We start from the raw sequence: 17,352 nt of genomic DNA, 5'->3' as shown, positions 1-17,352 counted from the left end.
GATTTAAATCGTCTTTTTTAAAATTTAAACTTCTTAAATTTCTTAATATTTTCTTTAAAATTCGAGTAATAAGCTGCCATATGTAAATCCTGCGCCAAAACCTGTTAGCAGGACACGCTTACCAGTTAAATCAACTGTTTGATTTAATTCATCAAACCCAATCGCAATGCCAGCTGAGGAGGTATTACCATTCCGGATGACGTTGGTTGAAAATTTAGCCATTGGTTCATTCAAAGCTTCTGCAATGTATTCAATTAGGCGTAGATTAGCTTGATGTGGAATGTAATAATCGATATCTTGAGGCAGTAGTTGTTTGTCACCTAGAAAATCTTTAATGTGTTGCGGAATTAGTGTTGTCACTTCATTAAATACTTCACGGCCTTCTTGTGCAAAAGCATCCGTTTTTGGATAGTTTTCCACAGAAAGTGAGGTCAGTGGTGCGATTCTACCGGAATGTACAACATTTTCATTACCAATAGTGTGCATTTCTTCCTTTGATAAGACACCATTTCCTTGGGTCGCAGTCATTACAACTGCCCCTGCACCATCACCAAAAAATACTGTACTCGTCCGATCCTTGAAATCCATCATCTTTGAGTTGACTTCAGCAGAAATAACTAAGGCATTTTTGTAGACGCCTGAGCGCAAAAATTTATCAGCCGTGCTCACACCAAAAACGAATCCAGAACAAGCAGTTGAAATATCATAAGCCCACGCATTCGTTGCTTTCAAATTGCGTTGTACCAAAGCCGCAGTTGATGGTGCCAGCCCATCAGGCGTGAACGTTGTCACAATAATCAGGTCGATTTCTTCGACTGTTAGATTAGTTTGCGCTAAAGCAAGCCGTGCAGCTTGAGTCGCTAAATCACTTGTATTTTCACCTTGCAATGACATGTGACGTGTTTTAATACCCGTATGTGCTTGAATCCACTCATCATTGGTATCCATGATTTTGGCTAAATCATCATTTGTCACAATATCACTTGGCACATAATGTGCACTGGCGAGTATTTTACTTCCAGACATGTCTTTTCACCTTCAATTCATCTCATATTATTGTAGCGGATTTTGAGAATTACGCAAATTGTTCGTTTTAATGCCAGAGCATCGTTAATATTCTCAACATCATTAATTAGCCAATTATCTGGATGGTAAGCGTTGATTCTATATAAGTTTGTTACCATATATACCACCTCATAATGGACGATTTTCAAAGTTTCGCCAAACCCCGTCATGATTTAGCTTGTAAATAATTTGGGCAATTGTTTCAGGTGACGTCACCCCTTGGTCTTCGATGAACCAGTAGCGTATCACGCCAAGCATAGCTGACACTTGATAATGGACCACAATTTTCAAATGTTTTTGTGTCACATCAAGCCCAGCACTGGCCAAATTGTCAATAATGGTGCTATATAGCCACTTCAATAATTGGTGTTCAAATGTCATATCACCATTTGATCCCAATAAGTTTGCCAAAAAACGTCGTTGTGTATATAAATAAGTCGTTAGTTTACAGACATTTTCAGAAGATATCACAATATTAGCCGTATCATCAAAGACTTTGATGTCTAATTCTACCTGTTTCAAATCTTGAAAAATTTGTCGTTCTTTTTGTTCAACTAAGTCCATTTTATCTTTAAAATGGCGGTAAAAAGTGCCACGATTAACACCTGCATATTCAGTAATATCACGAACTGTAATATCTTCTAGTTCTTTATTAACCATTAAATCAAGCAAGCTATTTAATAGCATTGTTTTGGTTTGCGTCGTTTTATGTTGATAAGCCATTTTAAAACACTTTCTCATGTTATGTTGCATTTGCGACATATCGCCTATTTTTGACGATTGATAATCACCTAATTCAAGATTACGCTAAGTATATCAAAAAAGAACACAACGTTCAATTTTAGGAGGTTTTACATGTTTAAAAAGTATAAATTCTGGCTATTAGCAGCTATTGGTGGCATCGCTTTATCGTTCATCATGGTTTTGTCACAAATACCAACAGTCCATACAACGGTCAAAAATTTACCACTAGCCATTGTTAATGGAGATCCAACCAATCCTATCAGCAAAAAAATAGTTGATCAACTCAAAAAGGTGACTAGTGTTGGTGATAAAAATCCCACTACCCTTAAATGGACAACCGTCAAGTCAACCGCAGCACTCAAACAAGATATGTCCAAACAAAAATTCTACGGCGCTATCATTATTAAACGTCATTTTGGAGAAAACATGGCGACACTAGCAACAGCAACACCCACTAAACCAAGTGTCACAACAGTCATCAATCAAGCCAAAAATCCAACTGTTAGTACTGCGGTTACGAACTTGTTCAGTCACATGACAACAACTATCAGTGGCACGATTTCAAAAAACATCATCACACAGTTTGCCTCGCACCAACAACCGATTCCGATTGTGGTTGCCAAAACAATTGCCCAACCACTAAATGTCACTAACCAAATTGTTCATCCAACTGAAAATAAAGTTAATGCAACAGCGATTTATTTTCAACCCCTTTGGCTCAGCAGTGTTATTATCAGCCTAATGCTTTTCTACGCTGCTAAAGATGGTCAACTTCGTGGTAAAAATAAATACCGTCTTGCTACCATGCAACTCATGACTGCTGCTAGTTTAGCGATTTTTATTGGTATTATGACGCCGTTGTATACAACATGGCTACTCAACTATCACTTCCAAAATTTTTGGACCATTGCGCTGTTTGCGACGATTGCTGAATTTTCATTTATTATGATAATTCTAGGAATATTGAGTTGGACGGGCTTTATTGGTTTACCACTTTTCGTTTTATTGATGTTCTTTGCCCTACCAATTCTACAATTAGCCCCAGAAATGCTATCTCACTTTTACCGCGACATCATTTATCCTTGGCTGCCAATGCGATTCTTAATTGATGGTATGCGCGGCATTATTTACTATCATGATGGTATTTGGCACACACCTACATTTAATTTGTTATGGGTGATGATGATTGGTATGTTCTTATTAATTGCTAAAGTGTTCTTATCGCAGACTCGAAATACCATCGCAAAATAAAAAAATCCATGATTATCTCGTATAATCATGGATTTTTTTTATTATTTCGCTGAGCGCAAAGACGTCAAACGTTCTTGCGTGGCGGCAAGCTTAGCTTGCCAATCAGCCAATTTTTGTCTTTCAGCAGCAACAACCGCTTCTGGGGCAGCATTAACGAATTTTTCGTTAGATAATTTGCCTTGAGCACGTTTCACTTCACCAGAGAATTTCTTAGTTTCTCCTTCAAGACGTGCTATCTCATCATCAATATCAATCAATTCAGCAAGTGGCACATATATTTCTGCGCCGGTAATCACTTGTGACATTGCCAAATCCGGTGCTTGTACATCAGCGGCAATCGTCAATGACTTAGGATGTGCAAAACGGTTAATATAATCCGCATTATCATTAAATATGCGGATCAAATTGTCATCGTTTGTCTTAATCAACAAGTCGATTGCTGTTGACATTGGTGCGTTGGCTTCTGAACGAATATTACGCACCGCAACAATCAAATCTTGCAACGACTTAAACGCTGTTTCTGCTGCGTCGTTAGTCAATTTGTCATGTACAACAGGATATCGTGTGATAGCAAAATCAGCATTCTTTCCCGCCTGATCTGGCATTTCTTGCCAAATCGCTTCTGTTACGAATGGCATAATTGGCTGCAACAAACGTAACGTCTGATCCAAAACATAAGCTAATGTTTGTTGAACAGGCGCTTTGTCACCATCGCCATTCAATGTTTCTTTGGTCATTTCGATGTACCAGTCGGCAAAATCATTCCAAATGAAGTTATATAGTGAACGACCAGCTTCGCCAAATTCAAATTTATCAAAATTACGTGTCACATCAGCAACTGTTGTGTTCAAGCGTGCCAAAATCCATTGATCGGCTAGTGTTAATTTATCCAAATCAGGCAATTGTGATGGCGTATCTTCTGCCAGATTCATGATAACGTACCGCGAAGCATTCCAAATCTTATTGATAAAGTTCCAAGCTGCATCCATCTTATCGTAAGTGAAACGCACATCTTGTCCCGGAGTTGAACCTGTTGCTAAGAACCAACGCAATGCGTCAGCACCGTACTTTTCAATAACGTCCATTGGGTCCACACCATTGCCCAATGACTTTGACATTTTGCGACCTTCACCATCACGAATAAGACCGTGAATTAAGACATTTTTAAATGGTCGCTGACCAGTGAATTCCTTACCCTGGAACATCATTCGTGCAACCCAGAAGAAGATAATATCATAACCAGTTACTAAGGTATTGGTTGGGTAATAGCGGGCAAAATCACCATCCATTTTTTCCGGCCAACCCATTGTTGAAAATGGCCAAAGTGCACTTGAAAACCAAGTATCAAGCACATCAGGATCACGTTCCCAACCATCCCCTTCAGGCGCCTCTGTCCCAACATAAATTTCTTCGTCAGCCGTGCCTTTGTTCTTATACCACGCAGGAATTTGATGTCCCCACCACAATTGACGTGAAATAACCCAATCACGAATATTTTCCATCCAATGCGTGAATGTGTCTTCAAAACGTGCTGGCACAAATTCAACTTTCTCGTCTTCATTTTGCTGCATGTCCAAAATTTGCTTTGCCAATGGTGCCATTTTGACAAACCACTGCGTAGACAAGCGTGATTCTACTGGCACGCCGGTCCGCTCTGAATGACCAACTGAGTGAACAATTGGGTCAACTTTGAGCATGTAATCACCCGCTTCAAGGTCTGCCACGATTGCTTTGCGCGCTTCAAATCGTTCCATGCCGTTATATTTGCCAGCATGCTCATTCAAATGACCATCTTCAGTCATTGTGTTAATGCGTTCCAAATCATGGCGATTACCGACTTGGAAGTCATTAGGATCATGAGCTGGTGTGATTTTTACCATACCAGTCCCAAAATCTTTTTCAACATATTCATCAGCGATAATTGGAATTTCACGACCAACGAGTGGTACCATGACTGTTTTCCCAATTAAATCTTTGTAACGTTCATCACTCGGATGTACGGCAACAGCAACATCACCAAACATTGTTTCTGGACGAGTCGTTGCAATTTCAATGTAATTCTTACCATTAAAAGTCGTACCATCGGTGAATGGATACTTAACATGATAGAAAGCACCCTCATCATCTTGATAAATTACTTCAATATCAGACAACGCAGTACGCGCTTGTGGATCCCAGTTAATGATGTATTCACCACGATAGATCAATCCCTTGTTGTACAAATCAATAAAGACTTTGTTAACTGCTTTGTTCAAACCTTCATCTAATGTGAAACGTTCACGATCAAAGTCCAATGAAAGCCCCATTTTACCCCATTGCTGTTTGATAGTGGCGGCGTATTCATTTTTCCAATCCCAAACTTGTGTTACGAACTTCTCACGACCCAAATCATAGCGTGAAATACCTTCACCGCGCAAACGCTGCTCAACCTTCGCTTGTGTTGCAATGCCGGCATGATCCATGCCAGGCAACCATAAAGTATCAAATCCTTGCATGCGCTTTTGACGAATAATCATATCTTGCAACGTCGTATCCCAAGCATGCCCTAAATGCAATTTACCTGTGACATTGGGTGGTGGAATGACGATTGAATAAGGTTCTGGCTCATTCCCCTGAATTTCTTGATTCGATTCTGGTGCAAAAAGCTTTTTGCTTTGCCAGTTATCATACCGACCAGCTTCAACAGCAGTGGGATTATATTTTGTTGACATATCAATATCGCGCATTGTTATTTCTCCTTTATATATTCAGTAAATTAGCTACTTTGTCAACTCATTTTAAAGCGTTACCACAAAAAAACGTCAACATCCTAATATAGGACGCTGACGCGTGGTACCACCTAAATTGTCGTTACGAAACGACCACTTAATTTATTTTAATGTGATGAGTTAATCCTTAGCAACCTTGGGCATTAACGTGGTTGATTTACACCATACATCAACTCTCTAAACACGCGCTTGCTTATTCCTCTAAGATATTTTTAATATTACCTTAAAATAATGCTATCGTCAAGTCACATTAATAGTGGCGCTACAAATTATTTGCGAGATCGTCTCTCAAAGAAAATGACGGTTGCAATACCTACAACAATCACCAACAGCCATGGCCACAAAATAATTTTTTTCGTTTTTGTTGGTGATGCTTTTTTAGTAGTTTTCTTACTAACAGACACATGAGGCACTACTTTGACTGGTAGTTTTTTTGATGATGAAGACGCTTGCGAGGAGGTACTCGAAGCAGATTGTGACGATGATGTTGATGAGCTGCCCGTTGATTCAGATGTCGCATTAGTTGAACTCGCTGATGACGACGACGCAGGCTCTTTATTCTCGCCAATTTTAGGAAGACTGTTCGTATCAAAAACCACACCATAACCATAATAATGGTTGTAGCGAATTGCTTGAATGTTGACGGTCATGTGACCACCCAAGCGCGTATCCAAATTGGTCGCTGTGAACTGGTACTGATAATAATCGGTATTGCCTTGCGTTGTCCTTGAAATTGCCGGCGTTTGACCATTAAAATCAGTCACAGATACAGGGAAAAGGCCCAAATCATGTGTCGTTTTGATCGTCATAATGACCACATAATGATCCCCATCAATCGCTACCGTTGCAGGCTTTTGAAAGTATTGATCAGCCACCGATGTTTCTGTTGTGCCATCCTTGACGACCCTGAAAGGCACTGAATAAGTGTCTGCAGATACTGTTTGGGTAACAATCATGAATCCTAATAGCAAACTAACGCAAGTTAACATAAACCATTGAAATCGTCGCATTAACGCAAAACCTTCTTAAACCAAATACCCAGAGCCAAGACACCTGAAACTAACGCTGCCAAAAGTGGTGCAGTTGTCGTCACGTTAGTAGCTGTGTTAGGCAATTTTGATGTACTTGATAATTGTGCTGTCAAGGGCACGTCGTGACCTAGCGTTTGTGCTGGAACATCACCTTTACTTTCATCAGTCTTCGTAACCGACTCATTGTTTTCAGCTTGTAGCACAAGATCAACCGGCTGCGTTTCACTAAATGGCACCCCCCCAATTGTTGTGGCAACACTAATCACAGTGTGTAGTGTCTTACCCAAATCCGATGCTGGTAAGACTACAACAAAACTTTGTCCACTCTTAGTGGCAGCAACACCATCGATAACCCAACTTTTTACCATATCAATTGTTGCCATATCCTTGAATTGCAACGTGACCGTTGCTTGACCATCTTTAGTGACAACTGTGGCAGTTGGTGATACCATTGATGTCATCATTGAATCATTAGTTGTGCCAGTTTTATAGAGTTTAACTGCATACTGCTTGGTGACAGATTGATCACGCTTTTTAGAATCCACTTCTTGTTCTGCTTTTGCTTTGGCAGCTGCTTCTGCTAAAGCCTTAGCAGAAGCTGCCTGTTTAGCTTTTTCCGCCGCTGCTGCCTTGACCGCGTCAGCTTTTGCTTTGGCATCCGCCTCAGCCTTAGCTTTTTCTTCGGCAGCAACTTCTTCTGGGTCACGTGCCACAAACTTCAAATCAGTCACATTAATGTCAACCGGTTGGGTTTCAGTAAATGGCACTGGGCCAATCATTGTTTCCACGTGTATGGTTGAATCGAGTGTTTTATTTAAATCTGAAACAGGTAAGACCACATTAAAATTGTTGTCCTTTTTAACCGCAGAAACACCATCAATGATCCAACTTTTTACCATATCACTAGTACTTAAGTCCTTAAATTGCAACGTAATGATGGCTTGTCCATTTTTAATCACAACATTTGCGGTTGGCAACACCATTGACGACATCATCGAATCATTGGTTGTGCCCGTTTTGTACAATTTAGCAGTTGCCGTATAACTGCCATTCTGCAAGTTGGAAGCTGCTGTAGTCGCAACAGTCGCTGAACCAGTTGTGCTTGCAGCGTTCACAACATCACTGTGCAATAACATTGCCCCTGAAACCGCTAAAGTGCCCGCCAGCACCAATACTTTATTTTTCTCCATGATATCCTCCGATAAAAATATGATACTTATCACATGATAAGTATTTTAGTGCGTAAAAAAAGCGCAGCATTTGCCACGCAAGTTTAAATTACAGACATTATTATATTCTAATTTTTAATAAACATCAAACAATTAGCTTAATAGTAACTGGTTACAAAAACATAGTTTCAATTATTGTCTTATTTTTAAGATATCACCAATTTTGTTATTTTTTTCACTATATCAAATTATACCCTTAATTAAATAGATTATATTTTACCAATAGTTCATATTTTTCCATGCTACTAGTTTTAATAGCCACCTAAAATGCTATACTAATTGTAATATTATCCATCAACTTCAAAGGAAGTCAATTTGATGCCTGTCATTTTAAAAAGAATTATTACTGATAAAACATTTTTAATCACCTTAATCCTTGCAATCTTCTCAATGGTGTTTGGTGTTGTCAAACTATCAGACATTGATGCTAATACCATTACCTCACTAGCAGCATTAATCCTACTCATTACAATTTATCAAGCGCTCAATATACTCAAATTCGTAGCAAATTACATTGTTGCAAAATGTAGCACGATCCGTTCTGTCATTTTAGTGCTTTTACTTTGCTCTTTTTTTGGGTCAATGTTTTTTACAAACGACGTTGCAATTTTGACCCTTGTGCCAATTGTTTTTAATATTGCTCAAAAAATCAATTTACCAAAAATATTAACAATCAGTTTATTAACCATATATGCCAATCTTGGCAGCGCATTAACACCTTTTGGGAACCCACAAAACATTTATTTGGTGTCTCATTACCATCTCGGAATTGGTCAATTTATGATGATGTCGTTACCTTTTGGTTTGGTGGCGTTATTATCCATGTTTGTTGTTTTATTAGTCATAAAAAATCAACCCATTGATGATGTTACTTTACCATCTGTTGAAATTAACCAACATAAAACTTGGCTATTGTTAGGCGCCACGTTAATCGTTCTTTTAGGGATTTTGTCAGTCATACCTGTTTATATGGCACTAATCGTTAGTGTTTTAGCGGCTGTCTGTTTGCAAAAGTCAGTTTTCAAACATGCTGATTACGGGATTATTTTAACTTTCGTTAATTTTTTCATTATTGTCGGCGCAATCAGTCGTATCAAATATGTGCAGACTTTATTATATCAACATACCACATCAAGCTTAGAAACGTTTTTCTCCGGTATGATAACTAGCCAATTCATCAGTAATGTGCCCGCTGCTATTCTAATCTCAAAATTCACCCAACATAGTTATGGCTTATATTTAGGTGTCACTGTCGGTGGATTAGGTACGCTCATTGCCTCACTGGCTAACCTTCTAGCTCTGCGCCAATATGCTGCTTTGTCACATCATCACAGTACGTTTGGATTCTTCAAAACTTTCTCGTTTTTAAACATTGGATTGCTATTGTTTTTCATGATTGTGGGCTATATTTTGTTATCAGTTTAAGCAGTAAAAATCGTTGCTTCAATTAGTCGTAATGCACTGTCATTATGGTTTAATGTAGCCGTAGCCCTCATTTTGCTTGATTGCCAATTCCACCACACCAGAAGGAACAATCACGATATTATCTTGTAATTCGGTAGATGAAATATTTCTTTGATCAAGTGAATTTTTGCATACCGAAATAACAACAGAAGAACTAATCAACTTGTTCAACTGCAAGTCAGATTGTTTAACAACTTGCTGAACTGCGCCACCATTAACCAAAAGTTCAATCGTACCCACAATGTCATTATTTTCGTACCATTCAACTAAATGCTTCAAATTTGAAAGGACCGTTTGCCACTTTTCTGATTCATCAATATGTACAATAACATTCATAGTCTTTTCCCTCACTTGTATAGGCTTAAATATGTCCTTATTATAGTACAAAAACTAACCACCAAAGCAGTGATCTTATGGTTTCTTAATATTTTTAAACAATGGTTTCATGATGAGAGGGGCCACAATTGTCGTAATCATGACTGTCACAATCATTTCACTTGAGAGATTTTGACTGACAATACCAGAGCTAATGCCAATCTGTATAATGACTAATGCCATTTCTCCTCGTGATACCATTCCTGCACCAATGGCAGTGGCCACAGAAGACGATAACCCTGATAGTTTTGCACCCAAAAAAGAGCCAATCAATTTGGTCAAAATAGCTAAAATGCTAAAAATAATTATCGCTACAATCTTGTCAGATGTGCTGGGCAAAGTTAGCGTAAGGCCAATTGACCCGAAGAAAATAGGATAGAAAAACCATTTTCCTGCCATTGAAGTGCCTTTTCCCAAATAGTCAGCTAGTGTATATTTTTTAATAAATAGCCCTGCGGTAAAAGCCACTAGTGGCACCAAGCCGCCCAATCCCAGTTGACCACCCAAGACAACAGAGAATACTGTCATTGCAATTAAAGCAATCACATCATCAAGAATCGCTGCTGACAAAATAATAGCGCCTAGGGACGTGGCTAATTTTCTTTGCTCAGCTAAAACAGCTAATGTGATTGAAATTGATGTTGCTGCAAAAACAACACCAGCAAACAAAGCAACCCGTAAATCATACCCTAACAAAACAAATGCCAGCGGCATCACTAGCACAGGTACCACAACACCAAATACGGCAATAGCAGAAGATGCTTTAATATGTTGCTTCATGACTTTCAAATCTGATGATAGGCCAGAATGAAACATTAGCATTGCAATGCCTATTTCTGCCAAGAGGTGGATGAGTGCCGTTGACTGCACCCAATTTAACAGACTGGTTCCCAAAATAACACCAGCCAATAGCTGCCCAACAACTTCCGAAAATCCTAATTTAACAGCTAATTTTCCTAATAAAATAGTAATAATAATCAGTACAATAATCAATAAAAATGACACGTGTTTCTCCTTTTTGCAATCAAAAAAACTTCAAAAATGGTTAGTTCCCCGACTAACCAATCTTGAAGTTTTCACCCAACCGATTGCGATTTATTTTCTCCATCATAACACGATCAATCCATATTTAGCAACCAACCTTGACTAGTACATTGTGATCTTTTTCCTGTTTAGCAGCCATGATATCACCACTAAGATAACGACAATTGCTAACGCCAAAGTTGCTATTTCAAATAGGAAAGTATACGATTGCTTTTCTATAATAATACCACCAATTAATGGGCCAATTGCACGACCCGCCGACGACCATGAGTTAACTAACCCTTGGTATCGTCCTTTAGTGCCTAATGGTGCCAAGTTATTAACTAAGGCCGGAATCGTTGGAATAGCAGTTGCTTCACCGATAGTTAACAAAATCATCGCGACAACAAAATAACCGTAATCATGAGCAAAAACAAGCGTCACAAATGATATTGTCACAAAAATCAACCCAAATATAATTTGTACAATATAGTTTTCGTAGTAGCGTGACAACCAAATAATAATCACCTGCATGACCATAATCAAGAAAGCATTTAGTGTCCACAATAACGAATATTGACTAAGCGGAATGCCTAAATCTGTCATGTATACTGAAAGATTGGAATCCCATTGCTGATACATTGTCCAGATGATCATCAGTGAAATAAAAAGCGTAAATAAAACAATCAAATTTGGCTTTGGCACGACAGCTTTGCCTTTATTTTTTTCGTCAGAATTTAATGTTTTCGTAGCGTTTGCACCAGACGAAGAATATTTTGTCCAAGCAATCAATAAAAAGATCAAATAGAGGAAAATAGCAATCATAAAGAGATAAGTTATACCAGCATCATAAACAAAACCGACCAAAGATGTTCCTATCACAACGCCCATGTTCTGAACAAAATAAAGTATTGTAAAGACACGCCGACTATCTTTGCTATCAACATTAGTTCCCATTGCATAAACCAATGTCGAGTTCCAGCCAGCACTTAATCCGTTCAAAAACAACAAAATACCAAAGGCCGGCCACCCATGAAAAAAAGCTAACAAAATAAAGCTCAATAGCGCGCCAAGAATACCATAACGTATAAGTTGTGCCGGATTAAAACGGTCAAACAATGCACCACCAACATAACTCCCAATCACACTGGCCAATGAATTGAAAAACAAAACAATCCCAATCATCGTTAATGATATCCCCAAATCGTTATGCAAATACACACTGGTTAATGGCCAAATAAAGCTCATACCGACACTACTCAAAAAAGCACCTGCTGCCAACCAAATTAACCCAATTTTTTTCATATCACCCTCCTACTTTTGACAACGATAAATAATAAAAAATGCCAATAAAAAACGGCTTAGACGCCGATTTTTGCGAAATACTTTGTGACTATCGTTTAATTTATGCATGATTGGCTCATTGTTGCTCTGCCAATCACCTTATCTCTCATTATTTCATATTGTTTGTCATAGCTGTGACCACTTTACTAATTTTTAAATACTCATTACGTTTGGTATGATATAAGAAGATATCAGATTAGAGAAATTGGCGGTGGAACAACTAAAATATTTGTTTTTGAAAGGATTTATTGTGACAGAAAAAATAATTGCCAAATATTTTGAGATGTGGGTTAAACGCGATTTTACACAACTACAACGCATTTTTTCGAGTAACATCACTTATCACGAATGCACTGGTGCTATGTATATTGGCATGATTGAATTAAAAGCATGGATCAAGGCATCATTACAAAAACAAACTGTTTTAATGTGGCAAATAAAAAACATTCAGCAAATAGATAACCAAACATTTTTCGTCGAGTGGTTTTTCAAAGCTCGAGAAACCCAGAACTACTGCTTTGATGGCGTATCAAAAATTCAATTTGATAATCATAAAATCATTGCCATTGATGAATACGCAGCAAAACACAATATCTATCGACCATATCAAAAAAATTAAGCCAATATTAAAAAAATAACCAGCACTCAATGTCAATTATTAATTATGCCAAAAATTACGTGCAATGAACCACGTTAAAAGCATTCGGGAGAGAAATTATGGATGAAAATGGTATCAATGTACCAGCAGAAGTTAAAGGTTGGAATTGGGGCGCCTTTATGTACAACATTTTTTGGGGTATTGGTAATAAAACATACTTACCACTGCTCTGCCTGATTCCAGTTTTCAACTTTGTGTGGATTTTTGTCTGCGGTTTTAAAGGCAATGAATGGGCATGGCAAAAAGGCGATTATAAGGATGTCGAGACATTCAAAGCTGTACAGGTAACTTGGAACCGTGCTGGAATCGTTCAATTTATCATTGCCATCGCAATCATGGTATTGTACTTTATGTTCTTCGCAGCTATTATTTCTTCGGTAGTAAATAGCAATAATTACTGAAAATCATGCACTCGTCGAGTGCGTACATACTTAACAAGACAAATAACACCCCTTTCAACATACGGCAATATCATCTGACCAGACTTAAAATAGCTTTGCAATCTTATTTTTATCTAACACTGATTGGCTGCAATCGATAAAGTACGGCATTTGCCAATCCTGTGTCTTTTTAGCAGTTTGATTTAAGTTAGATTCCCAACTAGGGTAAACTCTAAAAGCCATTTTACCAACGACATCATCGTGGCTTAAAATACTTTTTCTAACTAATATACTTTTGGAAAACACAAACTGACCGCTTTGCTCACCATCTGTAATATTGACAAGCAATCGCTCTGGACTATTTTCGACCGTAAATGGTTGATTTTTATTTTGACAATTTTTTTCCCAACATACAACAAAGTAACCTTGCTTAGTAGGTGTTTTTTTTGCAAGCCGAGCACGAACAAGATGGTCACCAAGTTGTAGTGTCATCCCTTCGTACTCACTATTTTGCACTTCCAGTGTTACACCTGATACTGACATACCTAAAACATTCGTTTCGACGCGATTTATTATTTTAAGAGACTTCATAATACATTCTCTTCCCGTTGTGCATTAACTACTAATAAATTGATTTTTCTTTCCGTTACGTGTACTTTCATAACCCTCTCCTAATTCGTTATTTATTACCACCTGATTGTCTTTTATAAATAATAAAATAATTCAATAATGATGTAGTGATAACGATACTCGCTAAAATATTAAACCATAAAGCATTTATAATTCAAGACAATAGCATACTACTCAATAAACTAATGTTCATCACATATTCTGCTGTTTTTAGTGTCATGATTGCCCCCTCTGTTCAAAAACTATTCTTATTGTGATAATACATGATTAATGGTCGTTAATCAAAGAAAGAACCTTTAGAGAGTTAAACCTTTAAATTTTTAATTTTAACTAGCTTATTCAACCGTCTGACTTGCCTAAGATAGCTCAACCATAGCACGACGTAAACAACAAAATAAATAACAACGCATTCAATGACTGGAAACATAACAAAATGAAGTAGAAAACTGTTTGGTCCAAGCTCATTAAAATAAATACTCCACACTAGATTAACTGGCTGTCCTAATGGGTACAGTGACAGTATTGCTAAAATTGAAAAGACCGCAACATTCATGAAGTAACTACCGAAAACGTGATAGATTTTACGGTTTTCAAAATTCTGGAATAGTTCGTATGCAGAGAAAACAGCACTGCCAAATGCACAGTATATAAGGATACCTATCGTTGCATTGTAGATTGGGTTTTCAAGCTGCACCGAAAACGGTTGTAACAAGTTAAAGCTGCCTCGACCAAATAATAAATAAATCAGGGTACTTAGTGTCGTGCCAATACCGACACTAACCATTGTTACGATAAAATATTTTTTAATTTTGTTCATATCCCAAAATACTCCTTTATGTTTTGTAAATACCCTCTACTCGAATAAGTAACCTCGCCTGATCTTAAATAGATTTTCAACTTGCCACCAAATGTCAGTTCAAATGAAACTATCTTATCAGCATTAACTATTTCTGAATGAGAAATTCTCAAAAAATTATTTGGTAATTTCACAGTTAATTCTTTAAGTGTTTCAGATAACCAAAAAGCCTGTTTATCTTCCCGTATTGCACAAACTTTTTTATCAACTGAAAAGATTTTTAATATTTGTGTATTCATTAATTGATATTTTTGATTATCTTTTAGACCTATTAACTTAAAAGATATGTTCTGTATCTGATCAATAATTTTTGAGTACTCGGGTGTCATTTTCTTAACAGTCAGCATAATATTGTCTTCATCGATACTTTTATCAATCTTAATCTGTATGTCCATAGATGTCCTATACCATTTTCTTCCTTTTGCATGTTCTAATTATATGCTGACTCACGTTGCTATGTAAGCTTATTTTGATAACTAGGTGTATTTTTGTGATGAAATGCGCGCATTTCGAGACAATTTACAAAAAAATATTAAAAAAATTCTTGGTCATTGTACCGCTAGCACTTAAAGTGCCAGTTATCCCAGAATCTGCAATTAACCTCGTGAAACAGATTTCTCTATCAATTGACCAAATTGAGCATATTAGCCTAGAAAATAATTAATCCATAATGACTTTTCCCCAATGAATATCTCATAATACCTTTTATTGTATTTGCATGTCTGATATTATTAAGTCAATAAATCATGAACACGAAACGCAAAAACAGTATCATGAAGAACAAACAATTTTAAGGAGAAGGACACACATTATGATTTCTATCGTATCTCTGAATAATAAAAGAAGTTGGCGCGCCACGTTATTGGAAAAAATAATTCGCCCTATTCCCTTAGTCAAAGACGAAAGAAAGGAGCAAAATTTTGAAAAAGCACTGATTGATAGTGAAACACCTTATCAAATGCCCAAAGCAGCGCAAAAAAAATTCAACATTCACAAAGTTGCGCAAATAGATGAAACAACTTTTGAAATACAGCCACAAAATAACAAAATTTCTAAAACGATATATTACCTTCATGGTGGTGCCTACTGGTGGCAACCTTCTAATTTACACTTCAAAATGCTACAAAAATTAGCTGATGAGAATCAAGCAAGAGTCATCATGCCAGTTTATCCCAAGTCGCCACGCTACACTGCTGACGATGTGTTGCCATATATCTTAGATAACTACAAAAAAACGATTAACAAGTACCATATTATGTCATCCGCGCTCACTTTGATGGGCGATTCTGCCGGTGGTGGTCTTTGCTTGTCACTATTACAGTTATTAGAACATGAAACAATAGCGCAACCCCATCGTGTTATTTTATTTTCTCCTTGGCTAGATATCAGCAACTCAAATCCTGACATGAAATCAATTCAGCACACGGATCCTCTACTAAATATAGAAGCACTAGCTTACCAAGGGGAAATATATAGTGGCAGCTTTAAGACTGACTCGCCTCTTGTTAGCCCAATCAACACTAATTTCAGCAAATTCCCACCCATTGATATTTTTTCCGGTACGCATGATATTCTCTATGCCGATGTGAAAAAATTATCACGTCGCGATAATGATAATGTCAATTTCTATATTTTTCCAAAAATGAATCATGTATTTGTTACTTTTCCCATCCCAGAAGCTGAAAAGGCGCTGAATATTGTCAAGCAGTCAATCACACATTGATCAGTATTTGTCTGTGGGTAACTTTGCTTTCAGCCTTTTCGTTGAAAGCAAAACCACATGCTAAGCGTTTAATTTTTAATACTTAAGAGCCAAGCACTGTCGTTGCGTTGTTAATCATTTTAAAATAACGAGAATAATGAGACTATCAACCTAGCAACAGGACAAAATTAAAAAATTTCCACTATTTAACATTAGTGGCAATACCTACAACCAACGCAATAAACTATTGCCTAGAAAAATTAAAACATAGGAGCGTATTAAAATGCAATCATATGTTAGTAAAGATGAGCTAATTATGGCCATTAAGACTAACTATCAAAAATACATCAATGAATTTAGCGACATACCAAATGATTTGAAAGATAAACGCATTGAAGAAGTCGATCGCACACCAGCTGAAAATCTTTCATATCAACTTGGCTGGCTCACCTCGTTATTAAGTTGGGAACAAGATGAGAAAGCAGGTAAAAAAGTTGATGTCCCAGCAAAAGGCTACAAATGGAACAATCTAGGTGGATTATATACCTCGTTTTATGAAACTTACAGTAACTACTCGTTAACAGAATTGATTGAATTATTAAACTCACGTGTGGCAGAACTCTGCCACTTAGTTGAATCACTGCCGGACGATGTCCTATTTGAACCGAATAAACGTCAGTGGGCAACGACACCCGCACAATGGCCAGTATGGAAATGGGTTCACATCAATTCTGTCGCACCGTTTAAAACATTTAGAACCAAAATTCGCAAATGGAAAAAGTGCTCCCTATGAATTAGACACATCTTTCCTCAGTGACATGAAACGAAAAAT

Annotated in this window: 17 protein-coding genes; 6 read left to right on the top strand and 11 right to left on the bottom strand. The window is 37.4% G+C overall.

Annotated elements, in window-relative coordinates; all coding sequences use genetic code 11:
• Nucleotides 1-54: 54 nt before the first annotated feature.
• Nucleotides 55-1,026, bottom strand: coding sequence for a beta-ketoacyl-ACP synthase III (locus FF105_RS01175; RefSeq protein WP_010287304.1), 972 nt, complete (start codon nt 1,024-1,026; stop codon nt 55-57).
• A gap of 168 nt (nt 1,027-1,194) precedes the next feature.
• Nucleotides 1,195-1,788: a TetR/AcrR family transcriptional regulator gene (locus tag FF105_RS01170; protein WP_010287303.1), complete on the bottom strand. Its 594-nt coding sequence runs from the start codon at nt 1,786-1,788 to the stop codon at nt 1,195-1,197.
• Nucleotides 1,789-1,920: 132 nt separating this feature from the next.
• Between FF105_RS01170 and FF105_RS01165 the strand changes: the two genes are divergently transcribed.
• Nucleotides 1,921-3,060 (top strand): YhgE/Pip domain-containing protein, encoded by a 1,140-nt coding sequence (locus FF105_RS01165; protein ID WP_010287302.1) that lies wholly within the window; start codon nt 1,921-1,923, stop codon nt 3,058-3,060.
• Nucleotides 3,061-3,101: 41 nt separating this feature from the next.
• On the opposite strand, the gene FF105_RS01160 is transcribed toward FF105_RS01165, so the two are convergent.
• From FF105_RS01160 to FF105_RS01150, 3 genes are all read right to left on the bottom strand, one after another.
• Complete coding sequence (locus FF105_RS01160) at nt 3,102-5,786, bottom strand: valine--tRNA ligase (protein WP_290046121.1); 2,685 nt, start codon at nt 5,784-5,786, stop codon at nt 3,102-3,104.
• A 311-nt stretch (nt 5,787-6,097) separates the two neighbouring features.
• Nucleotides 6,098-6,838: an NEAT domain-containing protein gene (locus FF105_RS01155; protein WP_010279598.1), complete on the bottom strand. Its 741-nt coding sequence runs from the start codon at nt 6,836-6,838 to the stop codon at nt 6,098-6,100.
• Nucleotides 6,838-8,049, bottom strand: a complete 1,212-nt coding sequence (locus FF105_RS01150) for an NEAT domain-containing protein (protein ID WP_010279596.1) — start codon at nt 8,047-8,049, stop codon at nt 6,838-6,840. Before FF105_RS01150 ends, FF105_RS01155 begins: the two co-directional genes overlap by 1 nt.
• A gap of 357 nt (nt 8,050-8,406) precedes the next feature.
• Here FF105_RS01150 and FF105_RS01145 point away from each other — a divergent pair, with 357 nt between their 5' ends.
• Nucleotides 8,407-9,513 (top strand): SLC13 family permease, encoded by a 1,107-nt coding sequence (locus FF105_RS01145; protein WP_010279592.1) that lies wholly within the window; start codon nt 8,407-8,409, stop codon nt 9,511-9,513.
• 42 nt (nt 9,514-9,555) lie between these two features.
• Here the strand turns inward: FF105_RS01145 and FF105_RS01140 are convergent, their stop codons facing one another.
• The 3 genes from FF105_RS01140 to FF105_RS01130 form a co-directional block, all read right to left on the bottom strand.
• Nucleotides 9,556-9,888: a DsrE family protein gene (locus FF105_RS01140; RefSeq protein ID WP_010279589.1), complete on the bottom strand. Its 333-nt coding sequence runs from the start codon at nt 9,886-9,888 to the stop codon at nt 9,556-9,558.
• A gap of 75 nt (nt 9,889-9,963) precedes the next feature.
• Entirely contained in the window at nt 9,964-10,932 is a 969-nt protein-coding gene (locus FF105_RS01135) for a cation:proton antiporter (RefSeq protein WP_010279585.1), read from the bottom strand.
• 141 nt (nt 10,933-11,073) lie between these two features.
• Entirely contained in the window at nt 11,074-12,255 is a 1,182-nt protein-coding gene (locus tag FF105_RS01130) for an MDR family MFS transporter (protein ID WP_010279582.1), read from the bottom strand.
• A 289-nt stretch (nt 12,256-12,544) separates the two neighbouring features.
• Between FF105_RS01130 and FF105_RS01125 the strand changes: the two genes are divergently transcribed.
• Both FF105_RS01125 and FF105_RS01120 read left to right on the top strand, forming a co-directional pair.
• Nucleotides 12,545-12,913, top strand: a complete 369-nt coding sequence (locus FF105_RS01125) for a nuclear transport factor 2 family protein (RefSeq protein ID WP_031941033.1) — start codon at nt 12,545-12,547, stop codon at nt 12,911-12,913.
• 98 nt (nt 12,914-13,011) lie between these two features.
• Nucleotides 13,012-13,353, top strand: a complete 342-nt coding sequence (locus FF105_RS01120; RefSeq protein WP_010279576.1) for a hypothetical protein — start codon at nt 13,012-13,014, stop codon at nt 13,351-13,353.
• A gap of 84 nt (nt 13,354-13,437) precedes the next feature.
• On the opposite strand, the gene FF105_RS01115 is transcribed toward FF105_RS01120, so the two are convergent.
• The 3 genes from FF105_RS01115 to FF105_RS01105 all read right to left on the bottom strand — a co-directional run bounded on the left by FF105_RS01115 (nt 13,438) and on the right by FF105_RS01105 (nt 15,213).
• Nucleotides 13,438-13,923: a MepB family protein gene (locus FF105_RS01115; RefSeq protein WP_147651048.1), complete on the bottom strand. Its 486-nt coding sequence runs from the start codon at nt 13,921-13,923 to the stop codon at nt 13,438-13,440.
• Nucleotides 13,924-14,266: 343 nt separating this feature from the next.
• Complete coding sequence (locus FF105_RS01110; protein WP_010279566.1) at nt 14,267-14,779, bottom strand: hypothetical protein; 513 nt, start codon at nt 14,777-14,779, stop codon at nt 14,267-14,269.
• Nucleotides 14,776-15,213: a LytTR family DNA-binding domain-containing protein gene (locus tag FF105_RS01105; RefSeq protein ID WP_010279562.1), complete on the bottom strand. Its 438-nt coding sequence runs from the start codon at nt 15,211-15,213 to the stop codon at nt 14,776-14,778. Before FF105_RS01105 ends, FF105_RS01110 begins: the two co-directional genes overlap by 4 nt.
• A gap of 323 nt (nt 15,214-15,536) precedes the next feature.
• Here FF105_RS01105 and FF105_RS01100 point away from each other — a divergent pair, with 323 nt between their 5' ends.
• Both FF105_RS01100 and FF105_RS01095 read left to right on the top strand, forming a co-directional pair.
• Complete coding sequence (locus FF105_RS01100; RefSeq protein WP_147651049.1) at nt 15,537-16,541, top strand: alpha/beta hydrolase fold domain-containing protein; 1,005 nt, start codon at nt 15,537-15,539, stop codon at nt 16,539-16,541.
• 262 nt (nt 16,542-16,803) lie between these two features.
• The gene (locus FF105_RS01095) at nt 16,804-17,313 is read left to right on the top strand and encodes a ClbS/DfsB family four-helix bundle protein (RefSeq protein ID WP_010279551.1); all 510 of its coding nucleotides are present in this window, start codon (nt 16,804-16,806) and stop codon (nt 17,311-17,313) included.
• Nucleotides 17,314-17,352: the final 39 nt, after the last annotated feature.

This window comes from Leuconostoc sp. UCMA20149 (assembly GCF_030400235.1).
In the GTDB taxonomy this organism is placed as follows: Bacteria; Bacillota; Bacilli; order Lactobacillales; family Lactobacillaceae; genus Leuconostoc; species Leuconostoc pseudomesenteroides.
Note: the sequence above shows the minus strand (reverse complement) of the source record. Positions and strands in the feature narration are given on the sequence as shown.